Source organism: Streptomyces sp. HUAS TT7, from assembly GCF_051550175.1.
GTDB lineage: Bacteria > Actinomycetota > Actinomycetes > Streptomycetales > Streptomycetaceae > Streptomyces.
The window spans coordinates 1,626,342-1,641,925 of record NZ_CP196175.1; the positions used below are offsets into that span (position 1 = coordinate 1,626,342).

The following is a 15,584-nucleotide window of genomic DNA, read 5'->3' on the forward strand; positions in this document are numbered from 1 at the left end:
GGCACCTCACCTCTCAGGGCACCGCTCCCCCTTCTTCACCACCCCGACCCCCACCCGGGTGTGTTCGGCACGGGCGGCGCCGGCGGCCGGGGTCTGGGTGCAGACCTTCCAGTTGAAGGGCCACAGGACCGTGCGGTGTCCGCCGCCGATGTCCCGCACGTCCAGCTTCGTTCTCGCGTCCAGTTTGCTGAAGACCTGGACCAGGCCCTTGCCGACCAACGCCGGCATCGGTCGCGGGGCCGCCGCCCCTTCGGCCAGGGCGGTGGCCGTCGTGCCCGACGTCACCAGGAGCAGGGCCGCCGTCACCGTCGCGGCGCGTGCCCACATGCGCGTCACCTGCTGCTCCGTCTCCTCATGAAATAGCCGCCGCAGCACAGCCCCACCACGAACACCGCGAGCAGCGCCAGGTACAGGGGCATCGACACCTCGGGGATCAGCAGGCGGATCTTGACCTGGCGGGTGTTCTCGAAGATGAAGACGAGTGCCAGGACGGCGAGGGCGAGGATCGCGATCCTGGCCGGTGTGAAGGCGCCGCCTGCCCGGCCCTTTGTGCTGCTCGACTCGTCCTTGGGGCTCATGACCCGGCCCTTCCGCTGGTGCTGCCGTCGCTCCCTTCCGCCCAGGTTGACGGATGCGCCGCCACGGGGTGCGGTGGGGCGGGCCGTATGGGTGAGCCCATACAGCCCTGGGCGACCTTGTCAGACAAGTAGGCGGCGGGTCATGCTGGGGCTCCAGCACACCGAGGGGCAGGTTCATGGCCATGAGCGGGCAGCAGCGCAGGCCGGTCGTCGCGCTGTACGAGCGGATCGCGGACGCCATCCACGACGGCACCTATCCCCCGGGCTCCACCCTGCCCTCGGAGCCGAGGCTCGCGGGCGAACTCGGGGTGAGCCGGCCCGCGCTCCGCGAGGCGCTGCTCCTGCTCCAGGAGGACGGGCTGCTCTCGGTGCGGCGCGGGGTGGGCCGTACCGTCAACGACCGGCCGCCCCGGCGCGGCTTCGAACAGCTCCAGCCGCTCGACGTCCTGCTCGGCCCGGTCCGGGTGAAGGCCCTGCTGCGCAGCCGCGAGGAGCCCACCGACTTCACCACCCAGCACCTGCTCGCGCCCGCCGGGTCCGAGCTGCGGTTCTGGGAGTCCGTGCTGGTCGGGGAGTCGCTCGCGGTCGCCCTCAGCCACGAGTGGGCGGCGCCCGAGGACGTCCTGGACGGGCTGCACCCCGCGTTCGGCGAGGCCCTGTCCGCCGAGCCCGCCGTCTCGATGCTCAGCGTCCTCGCCGAGGCCTCGCGGGGCGTCGCACTCACCGCGCACAGCGGGGTCAGCGCGACGCTGCTCGGCCGGCGCAGGGGTGAGCAGCTGGACCGCCCGGCGGATACCCCGGCCGTCCTGATCACCCAGGTCGTACGGGTCGACGGCACCCCGGTCATGGCCGCCAAGCACATGCTGCCGACGGGCGCGCCCGCACTGGCCGTGCTCCAGTCCTCCTAGCACCCCTCAGCAGGACCAGCACCCTCAGCAGAACACGCTGTACACTCCCGCCTCATGCACTTGTCAGACAACCCTGCCGCCGCCGCTCCGGTCACCCCCGCCGAGTGGATCCGCCGCGCCCCGAAGGCCGTCCTCCACGACCACCTCGACGGTGGCCTGCGCCCCGCCACCATCGTCGAGCTGGCCCGCGCCTGCGGGTACGCCGGCCTGCCGACCGAGGACCCCGCCGAACTCGCGGTGTGGTTCCGCGACGCCGCGGACTCCGGCTCCCTGGAGCGCTACCTGGAGACCTTCGCCCACACCTGCGCGGTGATGCAGACCCGCGAGGCGCTGCACCGTATCGCGGCCGAGTGCGCCGAGGACCTGGCGGCCGACGGGGTCGTCTACGCGGAGGTGCGCTACGCGCCCGAGCAGCACCTGGAAGCCGGCCTCACCCTCGACGAGGTCGTGGACGCCGTCAACGAGGGCCTCCGCGAGGGCGAGCGCCGCACCGGCGGGAAGATCACCGTCCGCGCGCTGCTCACCGGCATGCGGCACACCCGCCGCTCCCTGGAGATAGCCGAGCTCACCGTCGCCCACCGCGACCGCGGGGTGGCCGGCTTCGACATCGCGGGCGGCGAGATCGGCAACCCGCCGGCCGAGCACCTGCCCGCCTTCCAGCACCTCAAGCGCCACAACTGCCACATCACCATCCACGCCGGCGAGGCCGTGGGCGCCGAGTCGGTGCACGAGGCGGTCCAGGTGTGCGGCGCCGAGCGCATCGGACACGGCGTGCGCATCACCGACGACATCGCCGCGGACGGCACGCTGGGCCACCTGGCCGCGTACGTCCGGGACAACCGGATCGCCCTGGAGGTCTGCCCCACCTCCAACCTCCAGACCGGCGCCGCGATCTCGTACGAGAAGCACCCGATCGACGAGCTGCGCCGGCTCGGCTTCACGGTCACGCTGAACACCGACAACCGTCTGGTGTCCGGCACGACCATGAGCGAGGAGTTCCAGCACATGGCGGATGCCTTCGGCTACGGCCCGGAGGTCTTCGAGGAGTTCACCGTCGCCGCGGTCGAGGCGGCGTTCCTGCCGCTGCCGGAACGCCGTCGCATCATCGACGAGATCGTGCGTCCCGGCTACGCGCAGATCGGTTCGACTCCCCGCTGATGACGGCAGTCAGTTCAACTTCCCTCTGATGACGGGCAGTTGGAGCGTCCCCGTCTCGCCGGGGGCGCTCACGACCGTCACCGGCTTGATGCCCTTGTTGCCGAGGTAGGAGTCGTCGCTCGCGGCGACCACGAACTCGATGCGGTGCCCGGCCTCGTAGCGGTGCACGATGCCGGGCAGGGCGACGGTGAACGGCTTGGTGACATCCGGCACCCGCACCGGTGAGATCAGACGGCGCACCAGCGTCTTGGTGCCGTCGGGCGCCACGTCGTACAGCTTGGCGAAGAGCACCAGCTTGTCGGCGGCATTGCCCGAGTTCTGCACCCTCTCGGTCGCGGGCGAGGAGACCTTGAGGGTGGCCTTCGCCGAGCCGACCACGTCGACGGGCGCCTTCAGGGGATCGGTGTCCCAGCCGAGGAAGGTGCCCGCGGCGTCGTACGGGGCCGGGTCGGGCAGGCCGATCGAGCCGGCCAGCGAACTCTCCGAATGGCTTGTCGGGACCAGCCAGTTGGTGTACGCGCGGCTGCCTCGCGCCACCTTCGCCCGGTCGCCGACGAGCTTGCCGTCGCCGGAGAGGTACACCTTCTGCGTGAGCGGGGGCACCTTGGCGGCCTCCCCGTAGCCGCTCTGCCAGTCGCGGTAGTAGGCGAAGGCCGGGCCGGTGTCGGTGTTCTTCTGCTTGCGCAGGTAGCGGTCGAACCAGGCCAGGATGCGCTGCCCGGTGTAACTGGTCTCCAAGTTGCCCTGGGTCATGTTGAGTTCACCGGGCGCCTGGCCGCCGCTGTGGCCCCAGGACTGCCAGATCATCTTGGTCGTGGTGCCGTTGTCCCTCAGCGCGTTGTACGTCGCCGTCGCCTCGTTGAGGTTGAACAGGGTGTCGGTCTGCCCCTGGATGAGCAGGGTGGGCGCCTCGATGCGGTCGAGGTAGCCGACCGGCGAGACACTGCGGGCGTAGCGCTGCATCGCGGCGGTGGCGGCGGCCGGGTAGCTGCCGGAGTTGAGCAGTCCGATGGTGTCGCAGGCGCCGGGCACGAAGTGCACACAGCCGAGCGAGCCCCAGCGCGACGGATCGAGGTTGGGCAGCGTGATGGGCTGGCTCTCGCCGATGAGGTAGAACCCGTTGGTCCACTGCCATTTGAAGGCGCCGGGCACCGTGCGGTCGGCCGCGTTGTTGGGGTCCAGCGCGTACGTCAGGTCGTTCCAGGTGATCATCGGGACGAGGGCGTCGATGCGGTGGTCGACGGCGGCCGTGGCCATCTGGATGGCACCGCCGTACGAGCCGCCGATCATGCCGACACGCGGATCGCCCGGGTGGTCCTTGGCGACGTAGTCGATGCGCGTGCCGTCGTCGGCGGCGCGGGTCCCGGCGAGGAAGTCGACGAGCCGGGACGCGGCGCGCCCGTCGATCCCCGGGTCGTCCAGCGAGATGAGGCAGCCCGACTTGCCGAAGCCGAGCCCCGAGTAGGCGAGCGTGACATAACCGCGGGTGGCGAACGCCCTGCCGGTGGCGTCGGTCGTACCGTCCGACTTACTGCCGCCGAAGCCGTTGGTGGTGAGCACGGCGGGCGCGGGGTGCGCCTTGTCGACCCCGGCAGGGCGGTAGAGGTCGGCGTCGACGGCGCAGGTCCGGCCGCCGACCGTGACCGTGAACTGCAGTGCGGTGACAGTGACTTGGCCCTGGGCGGCACCCTGCGACGCGGCGGCGGTGGCCGGTGCGGCCGCAAGGAGCGGTACCGCGAGTGCGGCGCCGAGGGCGGTCGCCAGCGGTTTGCGGACTCTGGGCACGGTACGGTGACGGGTCACGGCGTCCTCCACGGCGAGCGAGCCTACCGATTGGCAGGGCGGGCTCATGCTGTGACACGTGCAACTCCGCGTCAACGGATCTGACACGGGCGGATTGGTGTGTTGTCGGTCGGCTGCGGGTGCGCCGTGGCTGGTCGCTCCCCCACGTTCTCGGCATTGCTCGAACAGGGGGACCCCCATCGCGGCGGAGCCGCACATGTCACAGCCCCCCGTGCCCCTCAGGGAGTCCCTGCTCAGGCCAGCGCGGGTGCCTCCAGCGTCACCGTGCCTCCATCCGCGTCCAGTACCGCCGGCACTCCCAGCGGCATCGTCAATGCCGTGTCGCAGTGGCCGAAGCCCAGGTTTTCCACCACCGGTACACCCAAACGGGCCAGACGTTCTCGCAGCACCGGGCGCACCCTGTCCTCGTACGGGCCGCACTCCAGCCAGGAGCCGAGGGCGACGCCGGTGACGCCGTCCAGCCAGCCCGCGCGCAGGAGTTGGGTCAGGATGCGGTCCAGGCGGTAGTCCTCCTCGCCGATGTCTTCGAGGAGGAGCAGGCCGCCCGCGGCGGACGGGCGGGCGTGCGGGGTGGCGAGGTCCGCGGCGAGCAGGGACACGCAGCCGCCGACGGTGACGCCGCGGGCCCGGCCGGGGATCAGCGCGCGGGCGCCGGGCAGGCCGAGGGTCATCGCGGCCTCCGGCTCGAACAGGGTGGTGCGCAGGGATTCCTGGGTGGCGGCGTTCTTGATGAAGGCGAGCGTGGAGGCCATCGGGCCGTACAGGGTGGCCAGGCCCAGGCGGACGGCAAACGCCTCGTGCAGGGCGGTCACATCGCTGTAGCCGATGAGCACCTTGGGACCGGCCGCCCGCAGCGCGTTCCAGTCGAGGAGGTCGACCATGCGCTGGGCGCCGTAGCCGCCGCGGGCGCACATCACCGCGGTGACCGTCGGGTCGCACCAGGCCCGCTGGAAGTCGCGCGCCCGTGTCTCGTCCTCGCCCGCCAGGTACCCCAACTCCCGGTGCTGGCTGGCGACTTGGGGCAGGACGATCGGATCGAGGTCCCAGCCGCGCAGCACGTCGAGCCCGGCCTGGAGGCGCTCCTCGACGACCGGCCCGCTGGGGGCGACCACCGCGATCCTGGCGCCGGGGCGCAGCCGGGGCGGGCGGGTGAGTTCGGCTGCGGTCACTTGGTGAGCTCCAGGAGGGGGATGTCGGTGCGGTCGATCGCGAACACCTGGGCATACAGCGAGAACTCGGCCTCCAGGGCGCGGATCATCGTGTCCGCGCGGCGGAAGCCGTGGCCCTCGCCCTCGAAGGTGAGGTAGGCGTGCGGGATGCCGCGTCCGGCCATCTTCTCCAGGAAGTGCTCGCACTGCGCGGGCGGGCAGATCGCGTCGTCCAGCCCCTGGAGCAGCAGGAACGGGGCGGCGATGCGGTCGGCGTGCTGGGCGGGCGAGCGTTCGCGGTAGCGGCCGGGCAGTTCGGCGTACGGGCCGACGAGACTCTCCAGGTACTGCGATTCGAAGTCATGGGTGACGTCGAGCCAGCCCGCGAGGTCGAGAACGGGGTAGATGACCGTGCCGCAGGCGTACACGTCGGTGGCGGCGAGGGAGGCGGCCGTGGTCCAGCCGCCCGCGCTGCCGCCGCGGATCGCGAGGCGCCGCGGGTCGGCGGTGCCCTCGTCGGCCAGGGCGCGGGCGACGGCGGCGCAGTCCTCGACGTCGACGACGCCCCACTGTTCGCGCAGCCGGTTGCGGTAGTCGCGCCCGTAGCCCGTGGAGCCCCCGTAGTCGACCTTGACGACGCCGATGCCGCGCGAGGTGAAGTAGGCGGTCTCCAGGTCGAGTACGAGGGAGACATTGCTGGTGGGGCCGCCGTGTGCCCAGATCACATAGGGCGGCAGTTCGTCGGCGGGGGCGATCCGGTCGGGGCTGTGCGGCGGGTAGACGTGGGCGTGGATGTCCCGGCCGCCGGGTCCGGTGTAGATGCGGATCAGCGGCTCGGGGTAGTACGCCGGGTCGACCGCGTCGTCGTGGCCGCAGCCGATCACACGGGCGCGGCCGGTGGCGGTGTCGAGTTCGACGAGTTCGTATGCGGTGCGCGGGCTCGCGGCGACGCCGACGACGCGGCTGCCGTGGGCGGCGAGCGTCGGGTTCCACTGGGTCCAGGGTCCGGCGGCGTCGACGAGTTCGCCGCTCTCGGGGTCGAGTATGCCGAGCGTGGTGGCGCCCCGGCCGTGCACGACGGCGACGAGGCCGCTGTCCAGGGGCTGGAACCAGCGCCGCCCGACCTGCCAGAGCGGTCCCGCGAACTCCTCGTCGCGGGGGCAGAGCGCGACCGCCTCCCCTCCGTCGGGCTCCGCGCGGTACAGGTTCCACCAGCCGCTGCGGTCGGAGGCGAACAGGAGCTGCCCGTCGGCGGCCCAGTCGGCCTGTGCGATGGATTCCTCGGGGCCGCCCACGAAGGTGCGGGCCCGGCGCAGGGTGCCGTCCTCGGCGATGTCGGCGAGGATCAGCTCGGTGCCGTCCCACGGCATCCGGGGGTGGTCCCAGCCGATCCAGGCGGCCCGCCGCCCGTCGGGCGAGAGCCGCGGTCCGGTGACGAAGCGGTGCCTCCCGTCGCTCAACTCCCTTACGGCTCCCCGGTGTTCGGCCGCAGATCCGTCCAGCGGCACGGCCGCGATCACACGCCGTACGTCGGTGGGGCCCTCGCCGGTGAACTCCTCCAGGACGCACCACACCTCGCCCCGGTCGAGGTCGATCCGAGGGTCGACCCAGCGCAGGCCCCCGCCGACCGGGGACAGCGGGGTGAGCGGCCTGGGCGCGGCGGTCGCGTTCGGCTCGTACGCGTAGAGCCGCTGGTCGTCGAAGTGCACGAAGACGACGAGCGGGCCCTGTGCCGCCCGGTCGGCGCCGTCCCAGGGGTGGCCGCCGTACTCCATGACCCGGCTGCGCACGTTCCACGGCTCGGGCAGGACCGGCTGTGCCTCGCCCTCGGGGCGGCGGCGCACCAGGACCCGCCTGCCGCCCTCGGCGGGGCGTGCCTCCGTCCACCACAGGTCGTCGCCGACCACCCCGACGTGGTCGGGGTAGCCGTCGTGGGCGGCGGCGAGGGCCGCGTCGATCGGCGACGGCCAGCTTCCGTAGGGCGCGGTGGGCACCATCGTGGCAACTCTCCCTCGGGGGCTATGCGGACCGCAGGTAGTGGTCGAGGACCCGGACGCCGAAGTGCAGCGCGTCCACGGGCACCCGTTCGTCGACGCCGTGGAACAGCGCCTGGTAGTCGAGCCCGGCCGGCATCCGCAGCGGCGCGAAGCCGTAGCCGGTGATGCCGAGCCGCGAGAACTGCTTGGCGTCGGTACCGCCCGACATGCAGTACGGCACCACATGGCCTTCCGGAGCGAACCGCTCGACGGCGGCCTTCAGCTGGAGGTACGTCGGTGAGTCGACCGGCGCCTGGAGCGCGACCTCGCCGTGGTGGAAGTCCCAGTCGACGTCGGGCCCGGTCAGCCCGTCCATCGTCGTACGGAACTCGGCCTCGCCGCCCGGCACGATGCGCCCGTCGACGTAGGCGGTCGCGTGCCCGGGGATGACGTTGACCTTGTAACCGGCTTCCAGCATCGTCGGGTTGGCGCTGTTGCGGATCACCGGCTCGACCAGGGCGGCGGCCGGGCCGAGTTTGCCGAGCAGTTCGTCGGCGTCGAAGTCTTCGGCGTCCGGGTCGGCGTCGATGCCGTGCAGGGCGGCGAGTTCGACGAGGCTCGCGCGGACGGTGGGGGTGATCCTGACCGGCCACTCGTGCTCGCCGATGCGGGCGATGGCGGAGGCGAGCCGGCTGACCGCGTTGTGGTGGTTCACCTTGGAGCCGTGGCCCGCGCGGCCGTGCGCGGTGAGCCGGAGCCAGGCGGTGCCGCGCTCCCCCGCGCCGATCGGGTAGATCTCCATGCCCCGCCCGGCGTGGAAGGTGACGCCGCCCGACTCGCTGATGCCCTCCGTGCACCCCTCGAACAGCTCGGGGTGGTGATCGGCGAGGAAGCCCGAGCCGTCGACGGCGCTGGCCTCCTCGTCGGCGGTGTACGCGATGACGATGTCCCGCCGGGGCCGCACCCCGTGCCGGGCCCAGGCGCGTACGACCGCGAGGACCATCGCGTCCATGTTCTTCATGTCGACGGCGCCCCGGCCCCACACCACCCCGTCCCGGATCTCGCCCGAGAAGGGGTGCACGCTCCAGTCGGCGGCCTCGGCGGGCACCACGTCGAGGTGGCCGTGCACGAGGAGGGCGTCGGCCGAGGGGTCGGTGCCTTCGATCCGGGCGACCACGTTGGTACGTCCCTGGGTGCGCTCCAGCATGCGGGGTTCGAGGCCCGCTCCGGCGAGGCGCTCGGCGACGTACTCGGCGGCCGGGCGCTCCCGGCAGTCTCCGCCGCCCCGGTTGCTGGTGTCGATCCGGATCAGCTCGGAGGTGAAGGCCACCGCCTCGTCGAGCGCCACCTGATCGGCTGTCTCCACCTCAGCCATACTGCTCCTCCACCGCGGACGAGACGATCGTCGTGACCGCCTTGAAGGTGCGAATGCCCTCATACATCGTCAAACTGGTGTAGGAGACGCGCCGTTCACCCGTACGCGCCACGCCGGGCACCACAGTGGCCGCGTCGGCGAGGTGCTCGGCGTCGAACTCGATCTCCACGGTGAAGGGCCCGCCCTCGGCGGGCGCGGCCCTGCGCGCGAGGGCCGCGGCCTCCTTCGCCGCCGCCCTGATGTCCGCGGCGGTACGCGCGGGGGTGCGGCAGACCGCCGCGTACCGCGAGACGTGGTCCTTGACGGCCACCTTGCGGGCATCCGGCGCATAGCCCTCGGCATCGGCGCAGGTGAGGTCGTCGCCGGTGACCAGGACCACGGGCACCCCGTACTCGGCGACGACATGCGCGTTGAGCAGCCCCTCGCTGGCGCGGGCGCCGCCCAGCCACACCCCGGTGATGGAGTTGGCGAGGTAGGTGTGGGCGAGCACGCCCTGCGTACCGGCGCCCGTGTGGTAGCCGACGAAGGCGATCCCGTCGACGTCGCCGTGCTGGATGCCCTCCACCATGGACAGCGACTTGTGCTTGCCGGTGAGCATCTGGGCCCGCTCGTCGAGCCGCTCCAACAGCAGATTGCGCATGGACCAGTGCGCCTCGTTGATGAGCACCTCGTCGGCGCCCCCGTCGAAGAAACCGAGCACGGCCGCGTTCACATCCGAGGTGAACATGCCCCGGCAGCGCTCCCACTGCGGCGTTCCCGGCAGCACATCGGCCGGCCAGGTGACTCCGGTGGCGCCTTCCATGTCCGCACTGATGAGGATCTTCATGGCGCCCCACGGTACCTGTCACCCCATACCCAGGCCAGGGACCGGGCGGACACCAGAGGTCCATACCCGTGACGCCCGGCGCGAGGGCCGGGGCGCCGTGCCCCTGCATCGCTCCCACCCGCCGCGTCCACACCTCAACCACCCATAGGGTGAACGTGGTTGACCACATGGAGCACCTCATCCAGGTGTGGCCCGCCCTCGCCTCGGCGCCTGCCCGGCGATCTCCCCCGGGGTGGCGGGAAGGGGCCAATGGATACTGGCCGCATGCGTATTGACTTCGATCCCGCCGCCATGTCCCGCGTCGAGTTCTACCGTCTGCTCACCGCGACCGTGGTGCCGCGGCCCATCGCCTGGGTGTCGACCGTGGACGGCGACGGCACCCCCAACCTCGCGCCTCACTCGTTCTTCACCATTTCCTCCGTCGCGCCGCCCGTCGTCCAGTTCACCTCGGTGGGGCGCAAGGACTCGCTCCGCAATGTCGAGGCGACCGGGCAGTTCGTGGTCAACTTCGCGCCCGAGCCGCTGCACGCGCAGATCAACGACACGGCTACCAACTTCCCGCCCGGGGTCAGCGAGTTCGAGGAGGCGGGCCTCGCCACCGAGCCGAGCCTGCGCGTGAAGCCGCCGCGGGTGGCCCTGTCGCCGGTGGCGCTGGAGTGCGAACTGCACAGCACGCTCGGGATCGGCGACTCCACGGTTGTGTTCGGGCGTGTCGTGCACGCGGTGGTCTCGGACGACGTCATGGTCGACGGCCACCCCGAGATAAGCCGGCTGCGGCCGCTGTCCCGCCTCGGCAAGGACGAGTGGGGCACCCTCGCCGAGCCGCGCGAGCTCGGCCGCGTGCCGTACACCGGGCGCGCCTGACCTTCGGCGCTCAGGGTGTCACCGCCCGCTCGGCATGCGGCGGCCGGACGGGTGGACCACCCTGGAAGCATGGACAGACCGAGGGCAGCGAGCACCCGCCCACCCCTGCGGCGCGGCGCGGTGCGCACCCGGGCCCGGCAGGCGGGGTGGGCGGCCCGCCTGGCAGGCCGCATCTGGGCGGCCGGGCGTCTCGCGGGCCGCTGGGAGGAGCGCATCCGCGGGTTCCGGCGGCGCCGTGGACAGCTCCGGACCAACCGCCCGACCGGCGATTGATCCTGGGGTGCGCCGGCCCGGCCCGCGCGGCCGTCTCCATGCCCTCCCGCACCCTCCGCCCAAGATCCATCGCAGGTCGGCCCCTTAGGGTCGTAGGCATGACGACATCCCTTGCCAGCAGCGCCTTCGACTCGCTCCGCCTCGACGCCGTGCCCGACCAGGAAGCGCTGCGCCGGACGTACGAACTCCCCAGCGCCGCGGCCGTGCGCAAGCAGATGACCGAACTCACCGAGCAGACCCGGCGGTTGATCGGCTGCTCATCGCTGGTCCTGATCGCCAGCGCGGACGCCGAGGGCAACTGTGACGTCTCCCCGCGCGGCGGCCCCGCCGGGTTCGTCGCCGTCCTGGACTCACGGACGGTGGCGATACCGGACGCGACCGGCAACAAGCGTCTGGACACCCTGCAGAACGTCATCGCCACCGGACGGGCCGGACTGCTGTTCGTCATCCCGGGGCGCACCACGACGCTCAGGGTGAACGGCCGTGCCTGCGTCTCCACCCGACCGGAGCTGCTGTCGCAGCTGACCGCCGTGGGCAAGCCGCCGGCCAGTGCGCTGGTGGTGGGGATAGAGGAGGTCTACCCGCACTGCCCCAAGTCGCTGCTGCGCAGCGCGGCCTGGAAGCCGGACGAGTGGCTGCCGGCGGACGCCCAGCCCGCCTCGGCCGAGGTGACGCTGGCCCAGCTGCGGATGCCGGAGCTGACGATCGCCGACATCGAGCAGGCGGAGGCGGACTCGCTGAAGTACCGGTACGAGTAACGGGCCGGCCCGCTGTCGCCGAACCACCGGTCGGCGGCGGACTTCACCCGCCCCGCTCAACGCCCGGCGGCCGGCACCGCGTGCAGCCGCTCCAGACGGCGCTGTACGGCCTCCAGTGCGCCGCGCTGGCGGCCCGGCACCTGACGGCGCAGGGTGACCAGGGCCGGGGCAAGGGACCGGGCCCGGTCCGGGTCGCGGAGCTGCTCCCACTGGTGGTGCGCGCGGTCGACCGCGCCCTGGACGTCGGTGTCGTCGCTGGTCTGCCCGCGGGCGAGCCGGGCCTGCGCGGAGGCCATCCACAGCTCGCAGGACCGGGCCGGCTCCCCGGCGAGCCGGGCGAGGTCGGCGCGGACCTCCAGCCAGTGGATCGCTTCAAGGGACCCCGGCCCGTACGCGCGCAGCGCCTCGCTCTCCCACATCGCCGCCATCGATGCGGCCTCACCGTGGCGTCCCGCGCCGGCGGCGGCCAGGATCGCCGGATGGGGGTCGGCCGCGGCGGGCGGTACGAACTGCTGGGGCAGCGGGTCGGCGGGCGCTCCGTCCATGGCGAGGTACAGCGCGTCGCCGGGGCCCACCCGGTCCGCCGCGTAGGCGTGGAGCTCGGTGAGCGACGGCTGGGCGCCACCGCGCCACACCTCGGCGTACACCTTCAGGTAGTCGGGAGCGGCGATCTTCCGGCGCGGTGCGGGTGCGGTGATCCGTCCGTACAGGCGGACGCCGTGGCCGAGGGCGAGGCCCTCCTGCCGCAGCCGCTGCCAGGCCGCCGGGTCGGCGGCCAGGTCGGCGACCACCGTGGTCGTGCCGGGCCGGCGCACCTGGAACTCATGCGCCAGCCAGGCCCACGGAAGGCCGGTGTAGCGCACGGTCGCCTGGGTGGTGCGGGCGAGGGCGACATGGATCTGCTGCTGTTTGGCGTCCACGTGCAACTGGCCCGCCAGGTACAGGAACAGCGGGCCGGGCGCGGCGGCCACGGCGCGGATCCGGGTCAGCACGGTCTGCGGGTCCACCGGATCGGCGAGTTCCACGACGGTGGCCGCGCCGGTGCCGGCCAGCACGCCCGGGGCGACCGCGGCCAGGCCCGGCAGGACCGACGCCGCGTCGATGAGACGGCCCTTGTTCGCCGGAGCGGCCGCCAGTAGCAGCGCCGTCCCCGGGTCCTCCCCCTTGATCAGCACAGCAGCACCGTATCCGGTCGGCCCGTACGGTGCCTCGTCGATCGCCAGGGTGCGGGTCCGCGCGTGCGGGCCGCGGCACACGTCGCCGTCCGGGACGAGGCTCACTCCGCGCACGGCGGCGACGAGTTCGAGCCATTCGCGGCGAGGGCCGCGCGGGCCCGACAAGCGCCGACCGCCCCGGAACGACGGGTGCGCGGCTGTCTGATGGATCACACTTTCCTGACGGATCAACACCGCCATCTGTGTGTAGGCATCACATAGTTCGTGGAGACAGTGCACCACCCCCCTCAACGCCTCGGAGCAGTCCGCATGTTCTTCCGCCTCGACGAGTTGGCCGTTCCGATCGTCCAGTCGCCCATGGCGGGCGGCGCCGCCACGCCCGAGCTGGTCGCAGCCGTCAACAGTGCCGGAGGCCTCGGGTTCCTGGCCGCCGGATACCGCAGCGCCCAGGGCATGCGGGAGCAGCTCGTCCGCACCCGTGAGCTGACCTCGCGGCCGTTCGGCGTCAATCTCTTCGTGCCGGGCGTCCCGGATCCGAGCGCCGTCGACGCCGTCGGCGCATACCGCGAGCAACTGCGCGGCGAGGCCGACCGGTTCGGGCTCACGCTGCCCGTACCTGATGCCGGGGCCGACGACGACGGATGGGAGGAGAAGATCGAGGTGCTCCTGAGCGAGCCCGCGCCTCTCGTCTCCTTCACCTTCGGGCTGCCCACGTCCGAGATCGTGGAGGCCCTGCAGCGGGCGGGCAGCCATCTCGTGGCCACGGTCACCACGCTCGCCGAGGCCATGGCGGCGGAGGCTGTCGGCGTGGACTCGCTCTGCGTCCAGGGCCCGTTGGCCGGTGGCCACCGCGCCACGCACGACATCGCGGCGCGGCCGGAGGACGTGCCCCTGCTCGACCTCATGGCCTCGGTACGTCACCGCGTACAGCTGCCTCTCATCGCCGCCGGCGGGCTCGGCACGGGCGCGGACGTGGCCGCCGTCCTTGGCGCCGGGGCGAGTGCGGCCCAGCTCGGCACCCTCTATCTGCGCGCCGAGGAATCGGGCGCCTCGCGTACGCACAAGGACGCCCTCGTCGACGAGCGGTTCACGACGACGGCCGTCACCCGGGCCTTCTCCGGGCGCCCGGCCCGCGGCCTTCGCAACCACTTCGTCGACGCCTACGACGCCGCGGCCCCCGGCGCGTACCCGCACGTGCACCATCTGACCCGCGCGCTGCGTGCGGCGGCCGCCGAGGCCGGGGACGCCGAACGGCTGCACCTGTGGGCCGGGGCGCGCCACCGCCTCGCACGCAGCGCCCCGGCCGCCGAGATCACCCGCGCCCTCTGGGAGGAGACCCGCGCCGCGCGGCTCTGAGGCCGTCGACCAGCCGTTCCCGGCCGGCCCCGGGAGCCCGCTCGCCGCACGAACAGCGTTACGGTGAAGGTCGTTTCAGCACCGCTCAGCCCAAGGACCTCCATGCCGATCAGCACAGTCCCGTACACCGCGATGGACGGAGCAGCGCCCCGACTCCTCGACGTGTACCGCCCCGAGGGTGCCCCGGCGGCCACCCCGGCCGTGCTGCTCTGGCACGGCATCGGCCCCGACACGCGGTTCGAGGTCGGCGCCCTCGCCGAGGAGACGGCCTCGCACGGGCTGACCGTGTTCGTGCCGGACTGGCGCTCGGACGCCCCCGACGGCGGCCGCGCGCACCTCGTGGCGTCGCTGCGGTACGTGCGCGAGCACGCGGTCTCCTTCGGCGCCGACCCGGAGCAGCTAGTGGTGGCGGGCTGGTCGATGGGGGCGGGCGCCGCGATCGGCACGGCGCTGCGGCCGGACCTCATGGACGGCCGGGTCCCGAAGGCGGTCGTCGGCATCGCCGGCCTGTACTGGCGCCCCGCCCGCAGCACGGGCACCGTCCCCCTGGACGACCTGGCGGAGGCGGCGACGTCCGAGGTGCCCGTCGTCCTGATCCACGGCACGGGGGACACGATCGTCGAGTCCCACCACTCCCGCGACTTTCTCACCGCGCTGGAGAAGCGGCCCTGGCCCGCGCGCCTGCACGAGGCGGACACCGACCACGCGGGGATCATCATGACCGCGTACGACCCCGGGCTCGGCCACTGCGTGCCCGCTACCGACGGCGACGCACTGCGGGCCGGGGGCCGAACGGCCCGGATCGTCGCGGAGGCGGCGCTCGCCTGACGCCCGGGGAGCTCGCGGCAGCGGCCCGGGGCTCCGCGTGGCTCTTACCGGCCCGTGCGCCCATGCTGGAAGCGTGATGACCGTCCTGCTGGTAGCCACCGACGAGGAAGCGGCAGTGCTGCGCGAGCGCATTCACCAAAACCGCCACTTCCGCGTCATCGCGCACACCCCGAGCCCCCGGCTCGCCCTGGCCCAGGCGCATGTCCTGCTGCCCGATGTCACCGTCCTCGACCCCAGCATGGACGGGGACAGCGATCCGGTGGCCCTGTTCTCGGGGCTGCGCTCGCTCACCCCGCCGAGCGGTGTCATCCTGCGGACGACGCCCGGCACCGCCGGGCTCCCGGAACTGCACGCCGTACTTGAGGAAGGCGCCGTCCACGTGGCGGCCCGGGACGATCACGACGCCCTCATGGCGGCCCTGATCACGATCGGGCGGCGCAGGGAGAGCTGCGACCCCGACCAGTGACCCGCGCGGGACGGGCTCCGACATGCGAGCGGGGGCCGAGGGCGAGACAATGGTGAGGTCTATGTGCCGGTATGCCGAAATTCCCGAGAGCG

16 protein-coding genes are annotated in these 15,584 nt (G+C 72.7%); 8 read left to right on the plus strand and 8 right to left on the minus strand.

Annotated features, from left to right (window positions below; translation table 11 throughout):
- Positions 1 to 6: 6 nt before the first annotated feature.
- Both ACSHXC_RS07140 and ACSHXC_RS07145 read right to left on the minus strand, forming a co-directional pair.
- A complete protein-coding gene (locus tag ACSHXC_RS07140) occupies positions 7 to 327 on the minus strand; it encodes a hypothetical protein (RefSeq protein ID WP_438296473.1) in 321 nt (106 codons plus the stop codon).
- Positions 328 to 332: 5 nt separating this feature from the next.
- On the minus strand, positions 333 to 578 hold the full coding sequence (locus tag ACSHXC_RS07145) for a LapA family protein (RefSeq protein WP_438290757.1): 246 nt from the start codon (positions 576 to 578) through the stop codon (positions 333 to 335).
- A 176-nt stretch (positions 579 to 754) separates the two neighbouring features.
- Here ACSHXC_RS07145 and ACSHXC_RS07150 point away from each other — a divergent pair, with 176 nt between their 5' ends.
- Together ACSHXC_RS07150 and ACSHXC_RS07155 are read left to right on the plus strand one after the other, a co-directional pair.
- Positions 755 to 1,486: a GntR family transcriptional regulator gene (locus tag ACSHXC_RS07150; protein WP_438290758.1), complete on the plus strand. Its 732-nt coding sequence runs from the start codon at positions 755 to 757 to the stop codon at positions 1,484 to 1,486.
- 54 nt (positions 1,487 to 1,540) lie between these two features.
- On the plus strand, positions 1,541 to 2,644 hold the full coding sequence (locus tag ACSHXC_RS07155) for an adenosine deaminase (RefSeq protein ID WP_438290759.1): 1,104 nt from the start codon (positions 1,541 to 1,543) through the stop codon (positions 2,642 to 2,644).
- Positions 2,645 to 2,653: 9 nt separating this feature from the next.
- On the opposite strand, the gene ACSHXC_RS07160 is transcribed toward ACSHXC_RS07155, so the two are convergent.
- From ACSHXC_RS07160 to ACSHXC_RS07180, 5 genes are all read right to left on the minus strand, one after another.
- Positions 2,654 to 4,447: a CocE/NonD family hydrolase gene (locus ACSHXC_RS07160; protein ID WP_438290760.1), complete on the minus strand. Its 1,794-nt coding sequence runs from the start codon at positions 4,445 to 4,447 to the stop codon at positions 2,654 to 2,656.
- 233 nt (positions 4,448 to 4,680) lie between these two features.
- Complete coding sequence (locus ACSHXC_RS07165) at positions 4,681 to 5,616, minus strand: S66 peptidase family protein (protein ID WP_438290761.1); 936 nt, start codon at positions 5,614 to 5,616, stop codon at positions 4,681 to 4,683.
- Positions 5,613 to 7,592, minus strand: coding sequence for a dipeptidyl-peptidase 5 (locus ACSHXC_RS07170; RefSeq protein ID WP_438290762.1), 1,980 nt, complete (start codon positions 7,590 to 7,592; stop codon positions 5,613 to 5,615). Before ACSHXC_RS07170 ends, ACSHXC_RS07165 begins: the two co-directional genes overlap by 4 nt.
- 22 nt (positions 7,593 to 7,614) lie before the next feature.
- Entirely contained in the window at positions 7,615 to 8,946 is a 1,332-nt protein-coding gene (locus ACSHXC_RS07175; RefSeq protein ID WP_438290763.1) for a M20/M25/M40 family metallo-hydrolase, read from the minus strand.
- Positions 8,939 to 9,772, minus strand: coding sequence for a M55 family metallopeptidase (locus tag ACSHXC_RS07180; protein ID WP_438290764.1), 834 nt, complete (start codon positions 9,770 to 9,772; stop codon positions 8,939 to 8,941). The genes ACSHXC_RS07175 and ACSHXC_RS07180 overlap by 8 nt, the downstream gene beginning before the upstream one ends.
- Positions 9,773 to 10,036: 264 nt before the next feature.
- Here ACSHXC_RS07180 and ACSHXC_RS07185 point away from each other — a divergent pair, with 264 nt between their 5' ends.
- From ACSHXC_RS07185 to ACSHXC_RS07195, 3 genes are all read left to right on the plus strand, one after another.
- The gene (locus ACSHXC_RS07185; protein WP_438290765.1) at positions 10,037 to 10,636 is read left to right on the plus strand and encodes a flavin reductase family protein; all 600 of its coding nucleotides are present in this window, start codon (positions 10,037 to 10,039) and stop codon (positions 10,634 to 10,636) included.
- Positions 10,637 to 10,705: 69 nt separating this feature from the next.
- Positions 10,706 to 10,909: a hypothetical protein gene (locus tag ACSHXC_RS07190; protein ID WP_438290766.1), complete on the plus strand. Its 204-nt coding sequence runs from the start codon at positions 10,706 to 10,708 to the stop codon at positions 10,907 to 10,909.
- A gap of 98 nt (positions 10,910 to 11,007) precedes the next feature.
- Positions 11,008 to 11,667: an MSMEG_1061 family FMN-dependent PPOX-type flavoprotein gene (locus ACSHXC_RS07195; RefSeq protein WP_438290767.1), complete on the plus strand. Its 660-nt coding sequence runs from the start codon at positions 11,008 to 11,010 to the stop codon at positions 11,665 to 11,667.
- Positions 11,668 to 11,723: 56 nt separating this feature from the next.
- Here the strand turns inward: ACSHXC_RS07195 and ACSHXC_RS07200 are convergent, their stop codons facing one another.
- A complete protein-coding gene (locus ACSHXC_RS07200; protein WP_438290768.1) occupies positions 11,724 to 13,055 on the minus strand; it encodes a hypothetical protein in 1,332 nt (443 codons plus the stop codon).
- 96 nt (positions 13,056 to 13,151) lie between these two features.
- On the opposite strand from ACSHXC_RS07200, the gene ACSHXC_RS07205 reads away from it, so the two are divergent.
- From ACSHXC_RS07205 to ACSHXC_RS07215, 3 genes are all read left to right on the plus strand, one after another.
- Complete coding sequence (locus ACSHXC_RS07205; RefSeq protein ID WP_438290769.1) at positions 13,152 to 14,198, plus strand: NAD(P)H-dependent flavin oxidoreductase; 1,047 nt, start codon at positions 13,152 to 13,154, stop codon at positions 14,196 to 14,198.
- 102 nt (positions 14,199 to 14,300) lie between these two features.
- Positions 14,301 to 15,026 (plus strand): alpha/beta hydrolase, encoded by a 726-nt coding sequence (locus ACSHXC_RS07210; RefSeq protein ID WP_438290770.1) that lies wholly within the window; start codon positions 14,301 to 14,303, stop codon positions 15,024 to 15,026.
- A 73-nt stretch (positions 15,027 to 15,099) separates the two neighbouring features.
- Complete coding sequence (locus ACSHXC_RS07215; protein ID WP_438290771.1) at positions 15,100 to 15,492, plus strand: hypothetical protein; 393 nt, start codon at positions 15,100 to 15,102, stop codon at positions 15,490 to 15,492.
- Positions 15,493 to 15,584: the final 92 nt, after the last annotated feature.

Excerpts from the sequence above, each read along its gene's own strand:
- ACSHXC_RS07140 (WP_438296473.1), bottom strand. The coding sequence starts at position 327 with ATGTGGGCACGCGCCGCGACGGTGACGGCGGCCCTGCTCCTGGTGACG.
- ACSHXC_RS07145 (WP_438290757.1), bottom strand. The coding sequence starts at position 578 with ATGAGCCCCAAGGACGAGTCGAGCAGCACAAAGGGCCGGGCAGGCGGC.
- ACSHXC_RS07150 (WP_438290758.1), top strand. The coding sequence starts at position 755 with ATGGCCATGAGCGGGCAGCAGCGCAGGCCGGTCGTCGCGCTGTACGAG.
- ACSHXC_RS07155 (WP_438290759.1), top strand. The coding sequence starts at position 1,541 with ATGCACTTGTCAGACAACCCTGCCGCCGCCGCTCCGGTCACCCCCGCC.
- ACSHXC_RS07170 (WP_438290762.1), bottom strand. The coding sequence starts at position 7,592 with ATGGTGCCCACCGCGCCCTACGGAAGCTGGCCGTCGCCGATCGACGCG.
- ACSHXC_RS07175 (WP_438290763.1), bottom strand. The coding sequence starts at position 8,946 with ATGGCTGAGGTGGAGACAGCCGATCAGGTGGCGCTCGACGAGGCGGTG.
- ACSHXC_RS07180 (WP_438290764.1), bottom strand. The coding sequence starts at position 9,772 with ATGAAGATCCTCATCAGTGCGGACATGGAAGGCGCCACCGGAGTCACC.
- ACSHXC_RS07185 (WP_438290765.1), top strand. The coding sequence starts at position 10,037 with ATGCGTATTGACTTCGATCCCGCCGCCATGTCCCGCGTCGAGTTCTAC.
- ACSHXC_RS07190 (WP_438290766.1), top strand. The coding sequence starts at position 10,706 with ATGGACAGACCGAGGGCAGCGAGCACCCGCCCACCCCTGCGGCGCGGC.
- ACSHXC_RS07195 (WP_438290767.1), top strand. The coding sequence starts at position 11,008 with ATGACGACATCCCTTGCCAGCAGCGCCTTCGACTCGCTCCGCCTCGAC.
- ACSHXC_RS07205 (WP_438290769.1), top strand. The coding sequence starts at position 13,152 with ATGTTCTTCCGCCTCGACGAGTTGGCCGTTCCGATCGTCCAGTCGCCC.
- ACSHXC_RS07210 (WP_438290770.1), top strand. The coding sequence starts at position 14,301 with ATGCCGATCAGCACAGTCCCGTACACCGCGATGGACGGAGCAGCGCCC.